Source organism: Natrialba hulunbeirensis JCM 10989, assembly GCF_000337575.1.
Lineage (GTDB): Archaea > Halobacteriota > Halobacteria > Halobacteriales > Natrialbaceae > Natrialba > Natrialba hulunbeirensis.
Window position 1 is genome coordinate 72,653 of sequence record NZ_AOIM01000017.1, and the last position, 20,210, is coordinate 92,862.

Here is a 20,210-nt window from a genome sequence, read left to right on the forward strand (position 1 = left end):
TAACTACGAGTAGTCCGGCAGCCGATCCGACACGTCAGAGCCCTCGACGAACGGCAACTCAGTCCGCGTCGCCGGTACCTCCTCGCCGTCGACTCGAACCGTGAACGACTCGCCCTCGTGGTCGTACTCGAGTAGCGCCAGCGCGATGGGGGTCTCGAGTAGTGGGCTCAGTCCGGCGCGGGAGATTTCGCCGACGGAGGCGTCGCCGTCGAAGATGGCTGCGCCGGAGTTGGGGACGAGTTCGGCGGTGTCTGTGTCTGTGGCTGTGGCTGCCTCAGCGTCAGTCTCGGACGCAGCATCCGCATCGATCGTCAACCCAACTAACCGCCGACTCGGCTGGCCCCGGTTCTCGACCCGCGAAACGACCTCCTGACCGACGTAACAGCCCTTTTCGAAATCGAGTGCTGTCTTGAGACCGAGCACGTTCGGCACGGTGCCCTCGAGTTCGGTCTCGAACAGCGCCGACCCAGACTCGAGTGCGAGGCTGTCGCGCGTCCGGTAGCCGAAGGGGGCGGCGTTGAGGCCCTGGTTGAGGAGGACGTCGTAGACAGCTTCGGCGTCGTCGATTCCGCAGATGACCTCGTACGTCTCTTCGCCGGTCAGCGCGTCGGTTCGGATGACAGAGACGCCCGCGTCGCCCATCGTTCCACGGACGAAGCTGTAGCGCTCGTCGGGCGACGCTGCGCCGTTGAGTACGGACGCGACCTTTTCCGTGGCCTGCGGGCCGTGGATGCCGAAGATGGCGAACTCGTCGGTCGCAACGTCGATGTCGACATCCTGGATGAACACCTTCTCGGACCAGTCGGCCGCCAGTTCCTCGGCCTCGCCCGGCGGCGTGAATAACAGGATCCGCTCGCCCGCGTTGTAGATGTAGAGTTCGACTTCGATACGGCCCTGTGGGCCGAGTACCAGCGCGTAACAGCCCTTACCGTCGGCTTCGGGGACGTGGTTCGAAACCACGTTGTCGACGTAGTCCCGTCGGTCCTCACCAGTGACCGTGATCACGCCGTAGGCCAACTCGATGAGTCCGACGCCGTTGCGGACCGCGCGATGGGTACGCTCCGGGCGGCCGTAGTGTTCGACGATTGTTCGGCCGCCGCGCTCGCCGAACGTCGCACCGTGGTCCTCGTGAATGGACGAGATAACGCTCATGACGCTGTGAAGGGGCCAGGGATCCACAGGCGTTTCGATTCGAGGAAGGTGCAGTGTCGGGAGTCAGAAGGGGAATTGGTCGCGGAGCCACTCGCCGATCGACTGCTCGTCGTCCTCCTCGGTTGGATCGTCCGGGATCACGCGCTCGTCGGGTTTGATCAGCGTCTCGCTGCCATCAGTTTCGACGACGATGAGCCGATCCGCTTTCAGCGTCGAGAGAGCTTCCTCGAGATCGTCGATCTCGGCTTCGACCGCGGCCCGGAGCTCAAGGACGGACATCCCGTCGTCGGCGCGGTCGACGAGTTCGTCGAGGACCGCTACCTGGGTCCGTTCCCGGTTCCGATACTCCGGCTTTGCTTTCATCGATATGTTTCTTCGACGACCCGGGATTTGACGTTTGTCGTTCTCGAACCGGATGTCGATCGGCACTCAGCAGTCTGTGTTCTGTCCTCTCACCATCGGCGAGAGCCTATCCAGAGACTGACTCTTCCGGCTGAGTGAGCGTCCAGGTCCGAAACCGATCCGCGAAGATCTCAGGCATCAGATATGATATAGAACAGAACAATCCAGGCGGTACGTTTTTTATGGCCAGGCTCGGTACGATGGGACAATGGTCCTGCGATGTTCGCTGCTCGGACACGACTACGGGGAATCCGACGTCGAACGCGAGCGCGAAGAACGGGGCAGTGAAGTCGTCGTCACCGTCCAGGAGTACGAAGAGTGTGTCCGCTGCGGTGACAGACACGTCATCAGTGAGAACACTGAGGTGACGAGTCTCTCGGCCGTATCGGCGACCGAGACCGAACCGGACACCACAGACACAGCCGCACCTGACTCCAAGACGACTCCGACACCAGACCCCGACCTGTCCCACGACGACGTATCGACACCACCCGACGACTCACCGACCCACGCTACGGCCGACTCGAGTACAACCGAGATTGACGAGACGGACGGCGTCACCGACGATGGCATGATTATCGACGACGAGCCAGACGCGGCGGCCGTCGAATCCGGGCCCGAACCGGGACGCGGCGACGCCGATGTGGGTGGCGATAGCGGTGATGGTGATGATGGTGGTAGTGAGTACGGTGAACACGGTGAGCACGGAAAACACCGAGAACACCGCGACCACAGCGACCACAGCGACGAATTCGACGTCCCAACCGACGAGGACGGCAACCCCGTCACCGACGACGGCGAGATACTCGAGGACGAGCCGGCAGACGACCACACCGATCGCGAGCGCGACCGCGAACACGGCGAGTGGCCGGACTCTGACGATGTCGGCCCACCAGTCGACGACGCGGAAAGCGAACACGATGGGTGGCCCGACGCCGGCGAGCAAGCCGACGATGACGCAGTCGTCCTCGAGCACGACTCGACGGCGTACGAAGACGAGTCTGCGGTCGATGCCAGAACGGCAACCGTCGATTCGACCGAGCACACCCAGTTTGACGGGATGGAAGACACAGATGACGGGCACCAACAGCCCACGGCAGCTGCTGGCGAGTCAACTGCGAACTGGGCGTCCGGCTCCGAGGCCAGTGGGGACTCGAGTAGTAGTGTCGATGCTGGAGCCGACACAGCTCCCGAAGCAGAGACGACAGAGGCTGGGAGCGGTATCGAACGTATCGGTGATGCGCCAACTCCGGGTGACGCCGACCATCCGGGTGAGGACGTGCCGAGTGAGTTCTACTGCCCGCGCTGTGAGTTCGTTGTGACCAGTGACCGGGGCTCGCTCCGGGCTGGGGATATCTGTCCCGACTGTCGAAAGGGGTATTTGGGCGAACGGGCTCGACAGTAGTCGGTCGTCTGTAGTCGGTCGTCTGTAGGCCGCAACCCGCAGACCGCAGCCAGTAGTTGCAGAACGTGTTTTCGGTACCGTACCTGTCGTGTCTCTCCGTACTTTCCCTGCTGGCACAGGCGAATACGAGGCCGTTCCCTCGGCGATACTGCGGACCTGTTGGGTGCCCATACCGTCGGCTATGAAAAGAGGTAAACACTCCGCCGTGTATCTCCAAGCCATGAAGGAGTACAAGATGCGCCGCGGTGAATATCTCGAGGAGCGAATCCCCGACATGGAGTCGACCGTCGTGGACTACTTCGGTCCGATTACCGAAACGCAGGAGTTCAAGGGCAGCGACCTCTTCGTCATCGGTGAGCCTGACAACCCCGTCTTCGAGAAAATCGTCGCCGGTACCGTCGAATACTCCGGGAAGAAGGACAAACTCGCCGTCGAGTTCCACGAGCGCGACCCAACCGAACTCGAGCCGGACGAACTCGAGGCCGCCGCCGAGGCAGTCGATGCGAAGAACGACTTCCTGCTCGAGGCGACCGGTCGTGACGCCAAGGCTCGCCGCGATTCGCTGAAGCGCTCGGTCGAAGACGACCCGGACCACGACTTCTAACGCCGTTTCTGGCGGCAAACGGTCCGACGAATACGTGGGAAGCCTGCGATGAAACACAGTTCTCTGTTCTGACCGTCTCGAACGAGGAGCGGTCGCTCCGACCGGGAAACCAAGCACCGGGGACACGAGTCGAAAACCGGGCGTCGAGAAGCGAGGTTCGAAATCGCTATTTGGGTCACGTCGAAGCAACAGGTAATGGACATCGCTGCGTTCCTCCTCGCGACCGCGATCGCACACGCCGGCTTCGCAGTCTTCGTTGCCGCACACGCTCGGCTAACTGACCAACCGGCCGGAAACTGGCCGTATATTACGCTCGCACTCGGCCTGGCGGGACTCGCCGGCTACTTCTTCTACGACGAGAGCGGCGGCTCGATATAACTGGTCGCTCAGTCGTCCGTTGTGACCGACTCCTGGCCGAGTTCCGACGCTGGTCTATCGACCCACGTCCCCTCGGTGAAGTCGATCGCATCCGTCCACTTGCCGACCACCGACGAGACGGCAAGATCGCCGGTGACGTTGTTCGTCGTGGCGAGTCGACCGAGAATCGGATCGACCCCCGCGACGAAGCCAACGATCTCGAGTGGGAGTCCGAGTGCGCTCAGGATGACCGTGAGCATGATCAGCCCAGCGCCGGGGACGCCGGCGGTGCCGATGCTGATCAAAATCACGGTAAAGAGAACCAGAATCTGCTCGCCGAGGCCCAGCGAGATACCGACCAGATTCGCCGCAAAGACGGCCGTCACCGCCTGTCGAATCGCCGCACCGTCCATGTTGATCGTCGCGCCAAGCGGGAGTCCGAAGCCGTACACCGACTCGTCAATCTTGAGGTTCTTCTCGGCGTTCGTCACCGTCACCGGGAGCGTGCCACTCGAGGAGCGGATGGTAAACGCGGTCACCATGGCGTCCTTCGCGCCGTTCAGGAAGGCGATCGGCGACTGGCCGAGGATCCCGACCGTCATTACGCCGAGATAGGTGACCGTCATGTGGATCACGATCCCGATCCCGATGACGGCGACGAGCGATCCGAGCTGAACGATCGCACCGAGCCCTTCGGTACCGATCGAGGTGGCCATCAGTGCGAAGACGCCGATGACGCCGTACTCCATCACGCCCCAGACGATCTTGAACAGCGCCTGCGTGCCGGCCTCGATGAAGGCGAAGAAGCCGTCGATGGCGTCCGTGATCGACTCCTCGGTGGCCGCCTCCCGGACCATCGTCAGCGCGAGGCCGAAGACGATGACGAAGAAGATCGTCGCGAGAATGTCCCCTTCGACCATCGCTGCCAGTGGGTTTTCGGGGACGATACCGAGGAGTACTTCCGTGACCGTCGGCGGTTCGGCCTCCTGGGCCTCGCCGCCGGTGAACTCGACCGCGCTGCCGGGGTCGAACAGGTTCGCAACTGCGAGCCCTATCGTGGCCGCAATCGTCGTAGTGACGATGTAGAGGCCGACGGTCAGGCCGCCGACTTTGCCGAGCCGCGAGGGTGTGAGTTTGCGCATCCCGCCGAGCAGCGTGAAGACGATGATCGGGATGATCAGCATCTCGAGAAGCCGCAAGAAGATGTCGCCAAGCGGGCTGAGAACGCCGGCCTGTTCGCCGAGAACGGCGCCGAGGGCGGAGCCGAGGACGAACGCGGCGGCAATGCGGTAGATGATCGGCACGGAACGATACCGACGCCACGAGCGGCGCGCCAGTGAGTGAGTCTGCGACTGCGACGTCTCGGTCATCGCCCTCGCTTGGAACGACACTCACCAACCGGTGGCGGTTCCGGAGAGACTAACCGTCACCTATGACGGACTGACGGGTCTGATGGGCGTGAGCGGTTTGAAACAACGTCGGTCGAAAAAGAGCCGCGCCGTTCAGGCCAGGAAGACGTGTCGTGGTCGGTCGGCGAGTACGTCGCGACCGAACTCGACGGCCTCCGAGAACTCTTCGCTACGGAAGAACTGCATGGCATCCTCGCGGGAGTCCCAGCGACTGGCGATGAACATGTCGTTCTCGTCCTCGCGGTTCGCGAGCAGGTCGGTCTTTCGGTGGCCGTCCATCTCCGCCAGAATCTCGGCTGCATCGTCGAAGACGCCGACGAAGTCGCCGCGGTGTTCGGGCTTGACGGTGTAGAACATCCCCATCGTCCCCCAGGAGTCGTCCTCGTCGTCGCCAGCCTGACGGACGATATCCGGCAGGTCGGCGAGGAAGCCGGCGGCCGTGTTCGCCGCACGATCGGTTTCCCAGAGGCTGACGACTGCGGTTTCCGCGTCGGAGTCGTCGCTCTGGGACTCGTAGACGGCCGTCTTCACGTGCGTATCGTAGTGGTCGAAGTTCGTCCGTAGTCCCTCGACCTCCTCGAACAGTTCGTCGGCGTCGGCCGCGGAGTAGAGCACGACCGCGTGGACGTCCTCACCGTGTGGCTGGCCCGCGTAGACGCCGAGTTCTTCGAGTTCGCTGCGGACGCTTTCGTCGTCCTCGCTCTCGTCGCTGGTGTCGCCGTGTGGCCCGTCGGAGCCGTGGCCGTGGCCGTGGCCGTGACCGTGGTGAGCGCCGTCACTATCGCCGTGTCCATGACCATGCCCACCCGCGTGATGATGGTCGTGACCGGACTCTTGCTCCTGCGGAACCTCCTCGCCCGCTAGGAACGCCTCCAGGTTCGCCGGCGGGAACCGCCGCGCCGAGAGGAACCGACCGAACTCGGCGAACGCCGAACTCGAGGGATCGAAGCGCATCTCGGTGAGCAGTTCCTTCACGTCCGTCGGATCGTCCGCAAAGAGGGTTACGCCCCACTCGAAGTCGTCTAGGCCGACGCTGCCCGAGATGATCTGGGTCACATGCCCGGCGTAGTCCCGGCCGATGTCGCCGTGACTCGAGAGGTGGTCTGCGCGCTCGTCGAACGGCAGGTCGTACCAGTTGTGCTCCGGGCCGCGGCGCTTGTCCATCGGGTAGAAACTGACGAACTCGCTGTCCGGAATCGTCGGCTGCAGGCGGGACTCGATGTACCGTTTCGTGCCGGTGTCCTCGATCTCGCCGTCCTCCTCGAAGTACTCCTGGGACATGTAGCCCGAGACCTCGGTCACGGAGAGATAGGAGTCCGCACGTTCTGTGAACTCGGCGAGCGCGGTCTGCTCGAACCGGCGCTCGAGTGTGTCCAGGTCTGCGAGCGTCGGACGCAGGTGCAGGATCAGGAGGTCTGCCTTGTGACCGAGCACGGAGAACACTGCAGAGTCGCCCTCCTCGGCGTCCGCGACATCACTCGCGGCCGAGAGGTAGTCGATACCCTCCTCAAGTGCCCGCGAGCGGCGATGCTCGGGAGCGTTGCGCCAGGCGTCCCAGTCGATCGAGCGGAAATCGTGCAGGACGTACCAGCCTTCGTCGGTCTGTGGCGGTTGGCGTCGTTCCATACGCGCGAGTTGGGGCGGCGAAGTCAAGAAGGAACGGGTTTCGCTCGCGCGAGCGGAAGCGGGTGGGGAACGGAAACAGGAATGGGAACACGAGCGGGGACGGGAACGGGAACGGAAACGGGAGTGGAAACATGAGCGAAAGCGGAACGGCTGGCAACCTGAGACAAAACCGTCCGAGAAACCGGCCACCCAACCCGGCGACCGAAACCCTTTACGTATATCCGTTTATATCTCGCGTCATATGCGGAAAAGTGGACCGCCGAAGGGACTCATCGCTTACCTCGTTCTCGAGTTACTCGAGGAGAAGCCTCGATACGGGTACGAAATTCTCAAAGAAATTCGCGACATCAGCGGCGGTCACTGGGAACCATCCTACGGCTCCGTCTATCCCATCCTCTACAAGTTCGAAGAGAAGGGGTGGGCCGAGCGCATCGAGCGCGAGGACGAACCCGACCGCAAGTACTTCGAACTCACCGAGTCGGGCTACGAGGAACTCGAGGAGCGACGCGAGAGCAGCACCGAGAAGGCACGCGATTTCGCGGACGTGATCCTTGGTTTCTTCCACGTCTACGCGGCGTTTTCGACGGATGAACGGTTCGAGATACCCGACGTCGAGGGCGAGTGGCAGTTCAACGAGGACTTCAGCCGCTGGGTCGTCGAGCAGGTCGTCCGACACCACGAGCACTACTTCGAGACGGAGTTCGAGCGTATCGAGGCGACGCCGGAGGAGTTCTACGAGAGTCACGGAATCGAGACGGACGACGGGTAGGGACGACGAGTAGCGACGGCGGTCGCGATCGCGGACGGCGAGTAGCAGACTGCGGAAGGCAGTACGGCTATCGAGCGGAGCTATTCGTGAGGGAGTATCAAAACGCGAGAGTGCAGAGAAGTGACGAAAAAGCAGTGACTTCCTCCCCACCCTACTCGCTCACGGCTCGCGCCGTTCGCTCCTTGAGGGTGGGGCTTCCTGTTTCCACGACGCGCTTTGCAGGAACCGAATCGGTCCCCGTAGGGAGCGCAGTCTCCGCAGGCGTTCGAAAATCGTCTGCCGATTTTCGCAGCCCATCAGAATCTTTCGATTCTGAGGACGTTGATTCGGGACAGCCCGTCCCTACTTGCTTCAGTCCGCGCACCAAGATGTTGTAGGCCGCGTTCCAGTCCCTGTCGGACGTGAAACCGCACGACGGGCACGAGTGCTCGCGGACCCACAGCGGTTTGTCCGACTCGGCACCACAGGCCGCGCATTCTTTGGTCGTTCCGGCCGGATCGACAGCCACGAAGTGCGTACCTTCGCGTTCGCACTTGTACTCGAGCATTCGGAGGAACGTTCCCCACGCCGCCCCGGCACGGTTGCGGCTGTTCGACGGGAGTTCCATCAACCCCTTGGCGTCGAGGTCTTCGACGGCCACAAGGTCGTACTCTCGAGCGTAGTGGTTCGAGAGCTTGTGCAAGAAGTCCCGACGTTTCCGTTGCAGATCGGCGTGACGTTTGGCGACGGTACGCTGTTGCTTGCGGTAGTTCGCCGATCCGTGCTCTTTGCGTGAGAGTTTCCGTTGCTCGCGTTCCAGCCGGTCGCGTTCGTCCGAGAGGTCGGGACGTTCGACGGCCGTACCGTCGGTGTCGTGAGCGTACTTCAGGATTCCCACGTCGATCCCGACACAGTCCTCGAGCTTCTTGGGCTTCGACGGTGCGTCGTCCTCGGTTTCGATCCCGAGCACGGCGAACCATTCGCCGGTCGGCTCCTGCTTGACGACGACCTCTTTGATCGTGGCATCGTCGGAAACGTCGCGGTGGTAGACTATCGGAATATTGCCGATTTTGGAAAGAGAAAGCACAGTTCGGCCACTCGTGTTTTTGAGTTCGAAGCCGGTTTGACTGTACTTGATCGAGCGATATTCCTTCGGGGCCTTCCACTTGAGTTCGCCGACGCGGTAGCCGTTGTCCTTCCGACCCTTCAGTGTCGAGAGGTTGTCGTACAGCCGCTGTACGACCTTCTGTAGCACCTTCGAATGGACTTGTTTCAGGTCGGTCCACCAGTCCTTGAGGTCGGGGAGAATCGACTGCTCGGAGTATGCCGACGTGCCGTCCTCTCGGTTGAGTCGGTGGAGAAAGTGGTTGTAGACCTGTCGGCAGGTATCGACAGTCCACGCTAACCGTTCGTGGAGTTCGTCGGTCGGGTTGAGTCGATACCTGTAGTTGTAGCGCATGGTCTACTCGTCTTCGTCGGACGGATCGGTGACGCGGACGACTTTGACAGTGGCACCCCGCCACCGCTTGGGAACGAGTACGTGAGCACCATTGCCGGTTGGTTTGACTTCGGCTTCGCGAACTTCGTGCCCTTCGACCTCGTACCGATCCATTACCAATGTTTAAACTAAGTAGAAACATAAAGCTACCGATGGCGTGGGCCTGCGGGCCTGCTGTAGAACAGTCCAAGAAACACGAGCGGCGTTGACGAGACGCGAAGCGTCTCGTTCGCACACCAGAAATCGAAGATTTCTGGGGACGCTGTATCCCCTCCCTGCTCGCGCCTTCGGCGCTCGCTGAGGAAGGGGCATTAGCTCCTCGATTTAGGTAACAGTGACGATCAGCTCGCCAACCAGCCCTGCGCGAACAACATCGCGAGGAAGCTGATCAACATCGTCAGCCCGACTGAGGTCGTCACGATGCGAACCATCCCGCGGTTCGCCTCGATCGGCAGCCGGGAGACCACTGCCTCCGTGCTCGTCCGAAGGATGTGCCCACCGTCGAGCGGGAACGCCGGAATGCAGTTGAAGAAGCCGAGCTGGACGTTGATCCAGCCGGTCCAGAACAACAGGTTCGCGAGGATAAAGACTGTCCCGTCTCCCAGCGCAGCGAGCGACCCCTGCACCTCATAGAAGTTCTGCACACCGCCGGTGAAGCCCGCGAAGTTGAACGGGAGAATCCCGACGACGCCGATCAACGGCAACAGGAGTGCGAGACCGATCTTTCCGAGGAACGTGTCGGTCACCGCGCCGTAGCTGCTCTCGCCGCCACCACCGAGCACGGCGAGGTACTCTTCAGCCGGGTAGAGCTGCACACCGAGGTCGTTCAACTCGAGTCCGGACGTTCCCGGCGCGCCCCGGATTCCCAGGAACGCACTGCCGGGCTGTTGTGGGTGCTCACCGAGGGTGACTTCCGCCTCATCGCGGTCGCCGTCGGCGTAGCTCACGATGGACAGTTCGTCTCCGGGTTCGGCGTCTGCGAGCTGGGACTCGAGTGCGGCGTAGTCGTGGACGCGCTCGTCGCCGATGGCGGTGATGATGACGACGGTACCGGCCTGGCCGGTTGCGTCGTCGAGCGGTTCGCCGTCGGCGACCTCGACGGCTGCGCCGATCGGCACCTCGGTATCGGTTTGCTCGTCGTCGTCCGCCGGCTGGACGGTGAGTGATGCGGTGTGGTCGTCACCGACGGCATCGATGAAGGCCTGTTCCGTGCCGACATCGGTGCCGTCGACGGCGACGATTTGGTCGCCGGTCGAGAGGTCGACTGGACCGCCGTCGATTGCAGCGGTGACGAGCAGCGAGCGATCGACTGTGGTCGTCCGTTCACCGTCGAGTTCGACGGTGACTTCGTCGCTGTTGGGGTCGAGAGACGCAAGGAGGTCGTCGTTGTCGTCGACCGGCTCGCCGTCGATGGCGGTGATGCGGTCGTTCGGTTCGATGCCGGCGTCTTCGGCGGGTGAGCCAGGTGCGACGCCGCCGACGGCGGCACCGGGGGCGACGGCAATCGCGCCCGCAATTGGACCGAAAAGGAGTGCGAAGGCGATGATCGTGACGGCGAAGTTGTTCGTTACGCCGGCTGCGAACATCCGCGTCTGGCCGCCGCGAGAGGCGTCCTTGCTGCTCTCCTGGTCGGGTTCGACGAACGCGCCGAACGGGATAATCGCAAGCATTGCGATCCCCATCGAGTTGATGTCGATATCCTCGACGCGACAGAGCAGCCCGTGGCCGCCCTCGTGGACGACGAGACCGACGAGAAGGCCGACGACGATACCCGGCGTCGCAGAGAGCGGCAGGAAGTCGTTCACACCCGGGATGACGAGGACGTTCCGTGGCTGCTGGACGCCACCAGTGGGCTGTGGCGTCGTGAGGGCGGCGATCGCCGCGAGCAACAGGAAGACGAACATCGTCGCCATGACGACGACGGCGATCCCGATACCGATGTTCGCCCACGCTCGCCAGAACCGTTTCGGCCCGGAGAGCCAGTCGAGAAAGTCGCGACCGCGTTTCGTATGGAAGGTGAGAATCGGACCTTGAGCCCCGACGAATCCGGGGAGGAGGTCCAGCTTCCGAAGTGCGATAATCCCGGCCCAGTAGAGCAGGAGGCCCACGACGACCCACGTGAGCAGCTCCGACCCGAAGAGTTCGGGAACCGAGACGACAGCTGGCGTGCCGTAATCCATCGACAGTAATTCAGCGCGGTGTTCTCAAAGGGCTTTTGTCTGGCGTTGCCTCACCACATCTGATAGTTTTCACTGCGTTTGTGAAGAATCGAGCTGCCAGAATGGGTTGGCTCGTATTCGGATACCGTCGAGCGCTGTTGAGAACCGGCGAGCGCCGTCTAGCGCTCCCGTCGAAGCCGCGCGACGACGAACTCCTGATCGACCTTCGCCAGGAACGGCCCGAGCTTTGGACCCTGCTCCTCGTCGAAGAACAGCCGGTAGCCCGCACCGAAGAACTCGCCGATATCGACGTCGTTGCGCTTTGCCGTCTCGTAGATCTCGCCCTGGATCTCCTCGGGGTCGTGACCCGCCTCGATGAAGTCCGCGAGTTCGGCGAGGGCGTCCTCGGTCTCGGCGTCGAACTCGTGATCCGGAATCTCGGTGCGCTTCAATTCGTAGTCGAACTCGTTCTCGGTTCGGCGCGCCCAGTTGCGAGCGCGTTCGACTCGTGCCAGCGCCTGTTCGACGGCCCAGTCGGGCGCGTCGTCCGGAATGTGTCCCTCGCGGCGAGCGATCTCCTCGCGCAGGTCCGGATCGTCCGTCATGCCGAGCACCGCGGCGAAGGTGTAAGGCAGGCGGATCCGCTCCTCGCGAGGATCCTCTACGACGAGTGGATAGACGCGGTCGGCGAAGTCCTGTTCGTCCTCGGTTGCCTCCTCGACCTCGCCGAAGTACGTCGCCTCGAACCGGTCGAACTCGTCGACCAGTTGGTCGAGGCGTTCGATGCTGAAGTCCCGCGCTCGCGAGGGATCTTTCGCGAAGAAGTACCGGAGGACCTCCGGCTCCAGGAGCTCGAGGACGTCCGAGACGAGAATCACGTTCCCTTCGGAGGAGGAGAACGGCTCGCCGTCGAGGGTGAACCACTCGTAGACCATCGGAACAGGTGGCTCGATATCGAGGACATTGCGGGCGACGTCGTCGCCGCTGGGCCAGGAGCCTTCGGCGTGGTCCTTGCCGAAGGGTTCGAAGTCGACGTCGAGGACGCCCCACTGGCCGGGCCACTCGAAGCGCCAGGGCATCTTGCCCTCGCGGATGGTGGCGGTGCCCTCGTGGCCACAGCCATCGATGGTGCGGTCGCCGGCGTCCATGTCGGTACACCGGTAGTCGACGGTGGGGAGGTCGCCTTCCTCCGGCTCCAGTGTGACACCAGTCACCGTCTCCGTGATCTTGCCACACTCCTCGCAGATCGGGTTGAACGGGATGTATTCCTCGTCGACCTTGTCCTGATACTCGGAGAGCACGTCCCGTGCACGGTCGCGATTCGCAAGCGCGTGGCGGGTAACGTCGTCGAATGTGCCGTCCGCGTAAAGCTCGGTCGTCGAGACCATCTCGATCGGCACGTCGACGGCGTCGGCGCTGTCCTGGATGATCGTCGAGAAGTGGTCGCCGTAGGAGTCACAGCAGCCGAAGGGGTCCGGAATGTCGGTGTATGGATGGCCGAGGTTGCGTCCGAGCGCGCCCGCGTCGACGTCACCGAGGTCGACGAGGTCGCCGTCTAAGTCACAGAGCGTGCGCGGAAGCTTCCGTAGCGGGTCGCGGTCGTCGGCGGTGAAAACCTGCCGGACCTCGTGGCCCCGCTCACGCAGGACTTCGGCGACGAAGTAGCCCCGAAGGATCTCGTTGACGTTGCCGAGGTGGGGAACGCCGGAGGGCGAAATACCGCCCTTGATGACGATTTCCGGAGCGTCCTCGTCGGGATCGGAATTAGAATCGGAATTGGAACCGGACTGCTGGTCAGCGACGCGCGCTTCGACCTGGTCCGCGACGGTGTCGGCCCAGAAGGCGTGACGCGTCTCGTCGTCGTCCTGCTGGAGGGTGTAGGGACTGCGGCCCTCCTCAGTGTCGAGTTCGTCCTCACTCATCGTCGTCCTGTGCCCAGTAGGTCGGTTCCTCGCCTGCCCCCTCCGGAATGACATCCGTCCCGTCGTGCTCGCCGTAGCGAACCGCCTTCGCGATCCGGTCCGGATCCGTCCCATCGAGAACGATCGTCCGCATGCCAGAGCGCTCGATGATCTTCGCCGCGAGCAGGTCGACCGGTGCGGACGCGCCGGCGTTCATCTCGAGTCCGGCGATCACGTCGACGAGTTCGTCCGCGCGAAGGTCGTCGTACTTCGTCGCGTCGTCGTCTTCCTTCGGATCGGCGCTGTAGACGCCGGGGACGCTCGTCGCGTAGACGAGCAGGTCGGCGTCGATGTACTCCGCGAGCGCGGCACCGACGGCGTCTGTCGTCTGTGCCGGTGCAACGCCGCCCATAACGGAGACGTCGCCACGACGAAGTGCCTCACCGGCCTCGTCGTAGTCCTCCGCGGGCGCGGTGACGGCGTCCTCACCGAGCGCGGCGATAAGCAGCCGCGCGTTGAGCCGCGTCACGTCAATACCGAGCTGATCCAGTTCGATCTCGTTTGCCCCAAGTCCGCGAGCGGCGCCGATGTACTCGCGTGCGACACCGCCGCCCCCGACGACGGTTCCGACGCGACAGCCGTCCGCGACGAGGTCCTCGACGACGGCCGCGTGTTCGGCCACCCGATCGGTCCCGAGTTCCGGGACGAGCACGCTACCGCCAATAGAAACGACCACTTTCATGCTAACCCGGTGTAACCGGGTTGCTATCTTAAGGGTTGCCAACTCCGCGGCAACCGTGCGGTGCCAGCACCGCGAACGCGTCGGTATTCCGACGGTTTCAGCCCCCCCAGTGCCGACCGCGCTACGAACCCGCCGGAAGTCCCCACGGCGACAGCTACAAAGTCAGACCGGACCATACGTCGACCATGCACGTACTCGGGATTCTCGGTCGCGGCGTCGACGAGACGACGCTCGACGGTGTCGTCGATCGAGCCGTCGACGAACTCGCACAGGACGGCCGCGTCGGCGTCATCCGCTACGACGCAACGATTGCGGATGGCACCCACGAGACACTCACTATCGGTGGGGACGTCACCTACGGCCTCGGTGCTGACGGCGACTGGACCGCAACCGGCACCGGACTCTCCGTGCAGGACGCCATCGACCAGCTCGCGACCAACTGCGACTACGGCGTCGTCGTCGGTGTCCCATCGCTTCAGCGGCGGTATCCAACGCTCATCGTCGGCAGTGACGCGGACACGGACAGGGCCGAGAGCAACGACAGGGCACACAGCCTCGACCACGCCCAAAACACCCTCGCAACCATCGACTCCCCTACCGACCTCGACACACTCGCACTCACCACCGCACTCGAGTCCACCGAGCCACACCGGACACTCGAGTCCCTCGTCAGCGAGGTCAAGCACTCACCCCAGGCACCTCGCGCCGGTGCGATTGCGACGTTCACGGGTCGCGTCCGACAGAAGGATACCGAAGACGACACGCCGACGGAGTACCTCGAGTTCGAGAAGTACGAGGGAGTGGCAGACGAGCGCATGGCTGCACTCGAGTCGGAACTCGAGGCGCGCGAGGGTGTATTTGCGGTCGAACTGTACCATCGAACGGGTGTTGTCGAAGATGGCGAGGATATCGTGTTCGTCGTTGTGCTCGCGGGACACCGCGAGGAGGCGTTTCGAACGGTCGAGGACGGGATCAACCGATTGAAAGACGAGGTGCCGTTGTTCAAAAAGGAAGTGACGATCGAAGACGAGTTCTGGGTGCACGAACAGTCGAAATCACATCATGAGTAGTGGTTTCGTATGGCACACGTACAGGCGGTGAATTGAGTTCAGTCGGTGGTAGAATAGCGTTCTAAACTATCAACGAGGGTGACTGTTTTGCTGAATTATTCCGAATGGAGATAACACGTTAGAATCCGTTGTAAAATTTCTAATCGTATCTCAGCCCGTCTCTGGTCAAGTTGGTGAACCGCGATAAAACGTTACATCGGGGGGGTGATTGCTGAACGCAATCGAAATTTCGCTAACCATCCACCCTTTATAACATGTTACCGGAGATAGTGGTTTCTGTCGATGAGCACGACAGCACAACCCTCCACGGAAAGCAAAGAACACCGCCTGAAGCGATACCTTCGCGAGCGCGCCGAAGACGGCGAGCTCTACTTCAAAGGGAAGTTCATCGCCGACGATGTCGGCATGTCCCCGAAGGAAATCGGCGCGCTCATGGTCAAGCTCTCGGACTCGGCAAACGATCTCGAGATCGAGAAGTGGTCCTACACGAGCGCGACTACGTGGCGTGTCGAACCTGCCTAAGTCGATCCCCGTCGACACAGCGGCCATCCGGTGCCGGTTCGGGACGGGTTTCGCTCGGAGTTCGGTCCCCGTCTCCGACGTATTCCCCCGCTTCACACCCGTCCGCCGTGACTCTCGCGGCTCGATTCCGACATTGGATGGCCACACTGGGCAACCACACCCGTTTGGGCTGCAGACTCCCCACAGACACACCATCAACCCGTCGCGTGCCCCCAACAGACGCACCCCAGACGTGAGTCAGATCGAGTCCGACGACTCAGGTCCGGGCTCGCGTCACCCGTCGAAGATGAGACACGGCTAACAGTAACTGACCAACTGCAGTCGATTTATACGAACCCGTGATGAATCACTGGTGATGGACGACCGCGCTTCGTCCGAGCCCAACTCCAACCCTGGCCCCACTCCAACACGCCGAGCGACGGCTACCGACGAACGGACCGTCGACGGCCCCCCAATCGAACGCATCGAGTCCGTATTCGCGGTCTACGACGTTCACGTCGACGGCGACCAACTCGTCTACTACGGCGATCCCCTCGAGCCGCCCGAAGCGTTACTGCAGGAGCTGTGGCCCGTCTTCCGATCACACGGCTACGAGCCGCGCTTTTCGACCCGCTACGGCGAGTACGTCCTCGTCGCCGAGCCGACGAGTGTTGGTATCGACGGCATCCCGTGGACGAACATCCTGTTATTGCTCGCGACCATCGTTTCCACCCTCTTCGCCGGCTCGATGTGGTACCACATCGACCCCATCTCGAATCCCACAGAGATGTGGCGCGCCTGGCCGTTTACCGTCGCGATTCTGGGCGTCCTCGGCGTCCACGAGATGGGCCACTACGTGATGAGCCGCTACCACGAGGTCGACGCCTCACTTCCCTACTTTATCCCCGTCCCGACACTCATCGGGACCATGGGTGCGGTCATCAAGATGAAAGGCCGAATGCCCGACCGCAAGGCCCTGTTCGACATCGGTGTCGCCGGCCCGCTCGCCGGACTGATCGCCACCATCGGCATCACCATCGTCGGCCTCCACCTCCCGCCGACGGTCGCCCCCGATAGCGTCGTCCAGGACCCCAACGCGATCCAGATCCAGCTCGGCTACCCGCCGCTACTCGAGTTACTCGCCGCTGCCTTCGACCAGCCGTTGTACCGCGACGACCCGGCGATGGCGGTGAACCCGGTGGTTATCGGCGGCTGGGTCGGCATGTTCGTCACGTTCCTGAACCTGATTCCGGTGGGCCAGCTCGACGGGGGGCACATCCTGCGTGCGATGACCGGCCGATTCCAGGAGACGATCGCGGCGCTGGTTCCGGGCGTCCTGTTCGGCCTCGCGGCGTACCTCTACTACGTCAGCGGCTACAGCGGGAACTCGGTGCTCATCTGGGCGGTCTGGGGGCTGTTTACGGCGGTGCTCGCCTCCGTCGGACCCGCCCATCCGGTGCGTGACGACTCGCTCGGGACTGGCCGATTCGTCCTCGGCCTCATCACGTTTGTCCTCGGCGTGCTCTGTTTCATGCCGGTTCCGATCGAGATCATCGAGTGAGGCGGCTGCTGTTGGCACTGTGTGCCAGCAGAAACGCAGTATCTCATCGTTTAACCCAAAGTAGTATTCCTATCATCTACCCAAAACTAACCTCAGCCGTGCGTAAAGCCCCGATCCGGCAACGGCTCTCCATCCATCGTGATCCCGTCCTCGTGTGGAACCACCGACCCGAGCACCGAGATTGGGACCGGCGTGGCCTTGCGAACCGCCTCTAGCGCCCCCTCTGGAATCGTCACGACGAGTTCGAAGTCCTCGCCGAACGTCGTCGCCCGCTCGAGGGCTTCGTCGGCGGTTTCGGTAACGTCGCGCAGCGACTCCGCGATCGGAACGTGGGACGCATCGACTTCGAACCCGCATCCGCTCGCCTCTCCCAGCTGGTGCAGCGAGCGCGCGAGTCCATCGCTCGAGTCCATCATCGCCGTGGCGTGGGGAGCCAGCGCGCGCCCGGCCTCGATCCGCGGCTCGAACTGGAACAGTTCGTTCGCGCGCTCGTTGTTGTTCTCGTCTTTACCTTCATCTTTGCCTTCGTCTCCGCCTCCGCCTCCATCTTGGGCAAGAGCGAAGTACTCGAGTGCAGCGGCGCTGCGGCCAAGGGTGCCGGTGACACAGAGGAGGTCACCCCGCGTCGCACCGCTGCGCGGGACTGGATCGTTCTCGAGGCGGCCGATCGCAGTCGTCGTCACCGTAAACTCGTCGTGGCCGTCGAGGTCACCGCCGACGTAGTCGGCACCGACGAGGTCACAGACGTCGCGCGCGCCGCGAACGAAAGCGAGGAGGTCCTCGCCGTCGAACTCGGGAGCAGCGTAGGCGGCGACCGCAACAACCGCCTCAGCGCCCATCGCGGCCACGTCCGAAAGCGACGCACCGACGGCGCGCCAGCCGGCTGTGTAGCGGGTCGTCCCTGCCGGGAAGTCCGTCGTCTCGTGGAGCATGTCCGTCGTCACCACGAGGTCGTCGACCACGGCGGCGTCGTCGCCGGCGTACTCGAGTTCGTCCGCGAGTAGCGCCAGGGCGGCGCGTTCGTCCATACGCCTCATTTCAACTCGAGTGCGAAAAACCGTCCGGGTTCCGGGTCCGCGCTCGGATCGGATACGATGGTCTTAAATGCCGCGACAGGGAACCAAACGGCAATGGCTACGATGTATGACGTTCCGGCGGACGACCTCATCGAGGCGCTCGCCGAGGACCTCGCGGACCGACTCGACGAACCGGACTGGGGAGAGTTTGCAAAGAGCGGCGTCGACCGAGAGCTGCCACCAGAGCAGGAAGACTTCTGGGCGACCCGTGCTGCAAGCCTCCTTCGCAAGGTCGCAGACCGCGGCCCTGTCGGTGTCGAGCGACTCTCGACGGAGTACGGCGGCGGCAAGAACGGCTCGAACCGCTATCAGGTCGCACCGGACAAGCGCGCCGACGGCTCGAAGAACCTGATCCGAACGATTCTCCAGCAGTTAGAAGAGGAGGATCTCGTCGAGACCGCAGAGGGTGAGGGTCGCCGAATCACCGCCGAGGGCCGCAGCCTGCTCGACGACACTGCCGGCTCCGTTCTCGAAGACCTCGACCGTCCGGAACTCGAGCGCTACGCGTAAGTACGGTTTGCGCTGATCGAGATTTTTGTAGCCCAGGGTGAAGTTGTGAGCGGACGCTGTGGCTTCCGAACTGCGGCTGTGCTGTCTCTCTGCGTACGATCGGGAGACGCAACGAAACCGGACCGCACCGAACCGCACAAACGCCGCATCAGCGGCCGCGTCCGAAATCATTTTCCACCTTGCAGGACAAGATGTTCGTATAGCTATGAGCGGCTCACCAGACGAGGAGAAACTCGAGGAGCTTCGCCAGAAGAAGATGGAACAGCTCCAGGACCGCGCCGATTCCCAGCAAGGGGGCGAAGAACAGGAAGCCGCCCGCCAGCAGGCTGAAGCCCAGAAGAAGGCCGTCCTGCGCCAGCATCTGACCGACGACGCCCGCAAGCGGCTCAACACGGTCAAGATGAGCAAACCCCAGTTCGGCGAACAGGTCGAACGCCAGGTCATCAGTCTCGCCCGCAGCGGCCGCCTACAGGGCAAGATCGACGACGAGAAGATGAAACAGCTCCTGCAGGAACTCAAGCCCGACTCGAAGAGTTTCGACATCCAGCGCCGCTAACCGTCGACCTGGAATGAATCTCGGATTGCTTTACAGCGGAGGGAAAGACTCGACGCTCGCTGCGCTTCTCCTCGACGAGTTCTACGACGTCACCCTCACCACGGCACACTTCGGTATCAGCGACGACTGGAAACACGCCCGCGAGACCGCCCACGCCACCGGCTTCGAGTTCGAACGCCTCGAACTCGACCCCGATGTCGCGCGCGAGGCCGTCGACAGAATTCGGGAGGACGGCTTCCCGCGCAACGGCATTCAGCACGTTCACCAGCACGCACTCGAGACGCTCGCCGCGGGCCGGTTCGATGCGATCGCGGACGGGACTCGACGCGACGATCGAGTCCCCACTGTCTCGCGCGCACAGGCCCAGAGTCTCGAGGATCGCCACGGCGTCGACTATATCGCGCCGCTGTCGGGCTTCGGCCGCACGGCCGTCGATCGACTCGTGGAGGCGCGCCTCGACGTGACGGTAGGGCCGAGCGAGGAGATCGACCGCGCCGACTACGAGGCAGAGCTTCGGGAACTCATCGCCGCGGAGGACGGTCCGGCAGCGGTTGCGGACGTGTTTCCGGATCACGAACAGACGTACGTGACTGATTTGCGGTAGGCCGTACTCGAGTACACCCGGCACAATGGAACTCGCAAATCGAACCCTCCGTGATCGAGTCGTGCAGGCGCTCGTCGTCGGACTCGTCTTGCTGGCGTTTCAGTACTACCGTGGTGCGATCGACATCGGCTACATTCTGTGGGTGTCTGTTCTGGTCGCACTCATCGTGCTCGCTCTCGATCTTGCGAAACAACGTGTGGCCGACTGAGGTGTGGAGATTGAGGTGTGGAGTACGAGATACGAGGCCACGATCGAAGAACGAGACCAACTCACCGCAGCTCGCACCGCTACGGATTGCCGAGCAGCGAGCGCAAAAGCATACAGAAACG

The 20,210-nt window shown here is 62.8% G+C and carries 21 protein-coding genes; 11 read left to right on the top strand and 10 right to left on the bottom strand.

The genetic code is table 11. From position 1 onward, the window contains the following. Window positions 1–3: 3 nt before the first annotated feature. Both ygfZ and C483_RS07205 read right to left on the bottom strand, forming a co-directional pair. On the bottom strand, window positions 4–1,152 hold the full coding sequence (ygfZ, locus tag C483_RS07200; protein ID WP_006652695.1) for a CAF17-like 4Fe-4S cluster assembly/insertion protein YgfZ: 1,149 nt from the start codon (window positions 1,150–1,152) through the stop codon (window positions 4–6). A gap of 63 nt (window positions 1,153–1,215) precedes the next feature. Further along, window positions 1,216–1,515 (bottom strand): DUF6432 family protein, encoded by a 300-nt coding sequence (locus C483_RS07205; RefSeq protein ID WP_006652696.1) that lies wholly within the window; start codon window positions 1,513–1,515, stop codon window positions 1,216–1,218. A 247-nt stretch (window positions 1,516–1,762) separates the two neighbouring features. Here C483_RS07205 and C483_RS07210 point away from each other — a divergent pair, with 247 nt between their 5' ends. From C483_RS07210 to C483_RS07220, 3 genes are all read left to right on the top strand, one after another. After that, window positions 1,763–2,959 (top strand): DUF7093 family protein, encoded by a 1,197-nt coding sequence (locus C483_RS07210; protein WP_006652697.1) that lies wholly within the window; start codon window positions 1,763–1,765, stop codon window positions 2,957–2,959. A gap of 220 nt (window positions 2,960–3,179) precedes the next feature. Continuing rightward, a complete protein-coding gene (locus C483_RS07215; protein WP_006652698.1) occupies window positions 3,180–3,563 on the top strand; it encodes a DUF5611 family protein in 384 nt (127 codons plus the stop codon). 195 nt (window positions 3,564–3,758) lie between these two features. Further along, the gene (locus C483_RS07220) at window positions 3,759–3,941 is read left to right on the top strand and encodes a hypothetical protein (RefSeq protein ID WP_006652699.1); all 183 of its coding nucleotides are present in this window, start codon (window positions 3,759–3,761) and stop codon (window positions 3,939–3,941) included. 8 nt (window positions 3,942–3,949) lie between these two features. Here the strand turns inward: C483_RS07220 and C483_RS07225 are convergent, their stop codons facing one another. Both C483_RS07225 and C483_RS07230 read right to left on the bottom strand, forming a co-directional pair. Then, window positions 3,950–5,290: a dicarboxylate/amino acid:cation symporter gene (locus C483_RS07225; RefSeq protein ID WP_006652700.1), complete on the bottom strand. Its 1,341-nt coding sequence runs from the start codon at window positions 5,288–5,290 to the stop codon at window positions 3,950–3,952. Between the two features lie 132 nt (window positions 5,291–5,422). Then, window positions 5,423–6,955 carry a heme-binding protein gene (locus C483_RS07230; protein ID WP_006652701.1) on the bottom strand — a complete coding sequence of 511 codons (1,533 nt, stop codon included), beginning with the start codon at window positions 6,953–6,955 and terminating at the stop codon, window positions 5,423–5,425. Window positions 6,956–7,196: 241 nt separating this feature from the next. Between C483_RS07230 and C483_RS07235 the strand changes: the two genes are divergently transcribed. Next, the gene (locus C483_RS07235; protein ID WP_006652702.1) at window positions 7,197–7,724 is read left to right on the top strand and encodes a PadR family transcriptional regulator; all 528 of its coding nucleotides are present in this window, start codon (window positions 7,197–7,199) and stop codon (window positions 7,722–7,724) included. A gap of 151 nt (window positions 7,725–7,875) precedes the next feature. Here the strand turns inward: C483_RS07235 and C483_RS07240 are convergent, their stop codons facing one another. The 5 genes from C483_RS07240 to pyrH all read right to left on the bottom strand — a co-directional run bounded on the left by C483_RS07240 (window position 7,876) and on the right by pyrH (window position 14,003). After that, window positions 7,876–9,162, bottom strand: a complete 1,287-nt coding sequence (locus C483_RS07240) for an RNA-guided endonuclease InsQ/TnpB family protein (protein ID WP_006652703.1) — start codon at window positions 9,160–9,162, stop codon at window positions 7,876–7,878. Window positions 9,163–9,165: 3 nt separating this feature from the next. Continuing rightward, window positions 9,166–9,315 (bottom strand): DUF2080 family transposase-associated protein, encoded by a 150-nt coding sequence (locus tag C483_RS19905; RefSeq protein ID WP_006652704.1) that lies wholly within the window; start codon window positions 9,313–9,315, stop codon window positions 9,166–9,168. 227 nt (window positions 9,316–9,542) lie between these two features. Then, entirely contained in the window at window positions 9,543–11,381 is a 1,839-nt protein-coding gene (locus C483_RS07245) for a site-2 protease family protein (RefSeq protein ID WP_006652705.1), read from the bottom strand. A 158-nt stretch (window positions 11,382–11,539) separates the two neighbouring features. Next, the gene (lysS, locus tag C483_RS07250) at window positions 11,540–13,282 is read right to left on the bottom strand and encodes a lysine--tRNA ligase (protein WP_006652706.1); all 1,743 of its coding nucleotides are present in this window, start codon (window positions 13,280–13,282) and stop codon (window positions 11,540–11,542) included. Beyond that, window positions 13,275–14,003, bottom strand: a complete 729-nt coding sequence (pyrH, locus tag C483_RS07255) for a UMP kinase (protein WP_006652707.1) — start codon at window positions 14,001–14,003, stop codon at window positions 13,275–13,277. Before pyrH ends, lysS begins: the two co-directional genes overlap by 8 nt. 185 nt (window positions 14,004–14,188) lie before the next feature. On the opposite strand from pyrH, the gene C483_RS07260 reads away from it, so the two are divergent. The 3 genes from C483_RS07260 to C483_RS07270 all read left to right on the top strand — a co-directional run bounded on the left by C483_RS07260 (window position 14,189) and on the right by C483_RS07270 (window position 17,135). Then, entirely contained in the window at window positions 14,189–15,073 is an 885-nt protein-coding gene (locus tag C483_RS07260) for a molybdopterin synthase (protein WP_006652708.1), read from the top strand. 282 nt (window positions 15,074–15,355) lie between these two features. Next, a complete protein-coding gene (locus C483_RS07265; protein WP_006652709.1) occupies window positions 15,356–15,595 on the top strand; it encodes a DUF7123 family protein in 240 nt (79 codons plus the stop codon). A 355-nt stretch (window positions 15,596–15,950) separates the two neighbouring features. Next, the gene (locus tag C483_RS07270; protein WP_006652710.1) at window positions 15,951–17,135 is read left to right on the top strand and encodes a site-2 protease family protein; all 1,185 of its coding nucleotides are present in this window, start codon (window positions 15,951–15,953) and stop codon (window positions 17,133–17,135) included. A 92-nt stretch (window positions 17,136–17,227) separates the two neighbouring features. Here C483_RS07270 and thiL read toward each other — a convergent pair whose 3' ends face one another. Then, window positions 17,228–18,163 carry a thiamine-phosphate kinase gene (thiL, locus tag C483_RS07275; protein WP_006652711.1) on the bottom strand — a complete coding sequence of 312 codons (936 nt, stop codon included), beginning with the start codon at window positions 18,161–18,163 and terminating at the stop codon, window positions 17,228–17,230. 102 nt (window positions 18,164–18,265) lie between these two features. Between thiL and C483_RS07280 the strand changes: the two genes are divergently transcribed. The 4 genes from C483_RS07280 (at window position 18,266) to C483_RS07295 (ending at window position 20,089) form a co-directional block, all read left to right on the top strand. Further along, a complete protein-coding gene (locus tag C483_RS07280; protein ID WP_006652712.1) occupies window positions 18,266–18,721 on the top strand; it encodes a 30S ribosomal protein S19e in 456 nt (151 codons plus the stop codon). A 205-nt stretch (window positions 18,722–18,926) separates the two neighbouring features. Next, window positions 18,927–19,277 carry a DNA-binding protein gene (locus C483_RS07285; RefSeq protein WP_004217347.1) on the top strand — a complete coding sequence of 117 codons (351 nt, stop codon included), beginning with the start codon at window positions 18,927–18,929 and terminating at the stop codon, window positions 19,275–19,277. A 13-nt stretch (window positions 19,278–19,290) separates the two neighbouring features. Next, a complete protein-coding gene (locus C483_RS07290) occupies window positions 19,291–19,881 on the top strand; it encodes a DUF7411 family protein (RefSeq protein ID WP_006652713.1) in 591 nt (196 codons plus the stop codon). A 25-nt stretch (window positions 19,882–19,906) separates the two neighbouring features. Then, window positions 19,907–20,089: a hypothetical protein gene (locus C483_RS07295; RefSeq protein WP_006652714.1), complete on the top strand. Its 183-nt coding sequence runs from the start codon at window positions 19,907–19,909 to the stop codon at window positions 20,087–20,089. Window positions 20,090–20,210 lie beyond the last annotated feature (121 nt).

Coding starts and splice junctions, on each gene's coding strand:
- ygfZ (WP_006652695.1), bottom strand. CDS start 1,152: ATGAGCGTTATCTCGTCCATTCACGAGGACCACGGTGCGACGTTCGGC.
- C483_RS07205 (WP_006652696.1), bottom strand. CDS start 1,515: ATGAAAGCAAAGCCGGAGTATCGGAACCGGGAACGGACCCAGGTAGCG.
- C483_RS07210 (WP_006652697.1), top strand. CDS start 1,763: ATGGTCCTGCGATGTTCGCTGCTCGGACACGACTACGGGGAATCCGAC.
- C483_RS07215 (WP_006652698.1), top strand. CDS start 3,180: ATGAAGGAGTACAAGATGCGCCGCGGTGAATATCTCGAGGAGCGAATC.
- C483_RS07220 (WP_006652699.1), top strand. CDS start 3,759: ATGGACATCGCTGCGTTCCTCCTCGCGACCGCGATCGCACACGCCGGC.
- C483_RS07225 (WP_006652700.1), bottom strand. CDS start 5,290: ATGACCGAGACGTCGCAGTCGCAGACTCACTCACTGGCGCGCCGCTCG.
- C483_RS07230 (WP_006652701.1), bottom strand. CDS start 6,955: ATGGAACGACGCCAACCGCCACAGACCGACGAAGGCTGGTACGTCCTG.
- C483_RS07235 (WP_006652702.1), top strand. CDS start 7,197: ATGCGGAAAAGTGGACCGCCGAAGGGACTCATCGCTTACCTCGTTCTC.
- C483_RS07240 (WP_006652703.1), bottom strand. CDS start 9,162: ATGCGCTACAACTACAGGTATCGACTCAACCCGACCGACGAACTCCAC.
- C483_RS19905 (WP_006652704.1), bottom strand. CDS start 9,315: ATGGATCGGTACGAGGTCGAAGGGCACGAAGTTCGCGAAGCCGAAGTC.
- C483_RS07245 (WP_006652705.1), bottom strand. CDS start 11,381: ATGGATTACGGCACGCCAGCTGTCGTCTCGGTTCCCGAACTCTTCGGG.
- lysS (WP_006652706.1), bottom strand. CDS start 13,282: ATGAGTGAGGACGAACTCGACACTGAGGAGGGCCGCAGTCCCTACACC.
- pyrH (WP_006652707.1), bottom strand. CDS start 14,003: ATGAAAGTGGTCGTTTCTATTGGCGGTAGCGTGCTCGTCCCGGAACTC.
- C483_RS07260 (WP_006652708.1), top strand. CDS start 14,189: ATGCACGTACTCGGGATTCTCGGTCGCGGCGTCGACGAGACGACGCTC.
- C483_RS07265 (WP_006652709.1), top strand. CDS start 15,356: ATGAGCACGACAGCACAACCCTCCACGGAAAGCAAAGAACACCGCCTG.
- C483_RS07270 (WP_006652710.1), top strand. CDS start 15,951: ATGGACGACCGCGCTTCGTCCGAGCCCAACTCCAACCCTGGCCCCACT.
- thiL (WP_006652711.1), bottom strand. CDS start 18,163: ATGGACGAACGCGCCGCCCTGGCGCTACTCGCGGACGAACTCGAGTAC.
- C483_RS07280 (WP_006652712.1), top strand. CDS start 18,266: ATGGCTACGATGTATGACGTTCCGGCGGACGACCTCATCGAGGCGCTC.
- C483_RS07285 (WP_004217347.1), top strand. CDS start 18,927: ATGAGCGGCTCACCAGACGAGGAGAAACTCGAGGAGCTTCGCCAGAAG.
- C483_RS07290 (WP_006652713.1), top strand. CDS start 19,291: ATGAATCTCGGATTGCTTTACAGCGGAGGGAAAGACTCGACGCTCGCT.
- C483_RS07295 (WP_006652714.1), top strand. CDS start 19,907: ATGGAACTCGCAAATCGAACCCTCCGTGATCGAGTCGTGCAGGCGCTC.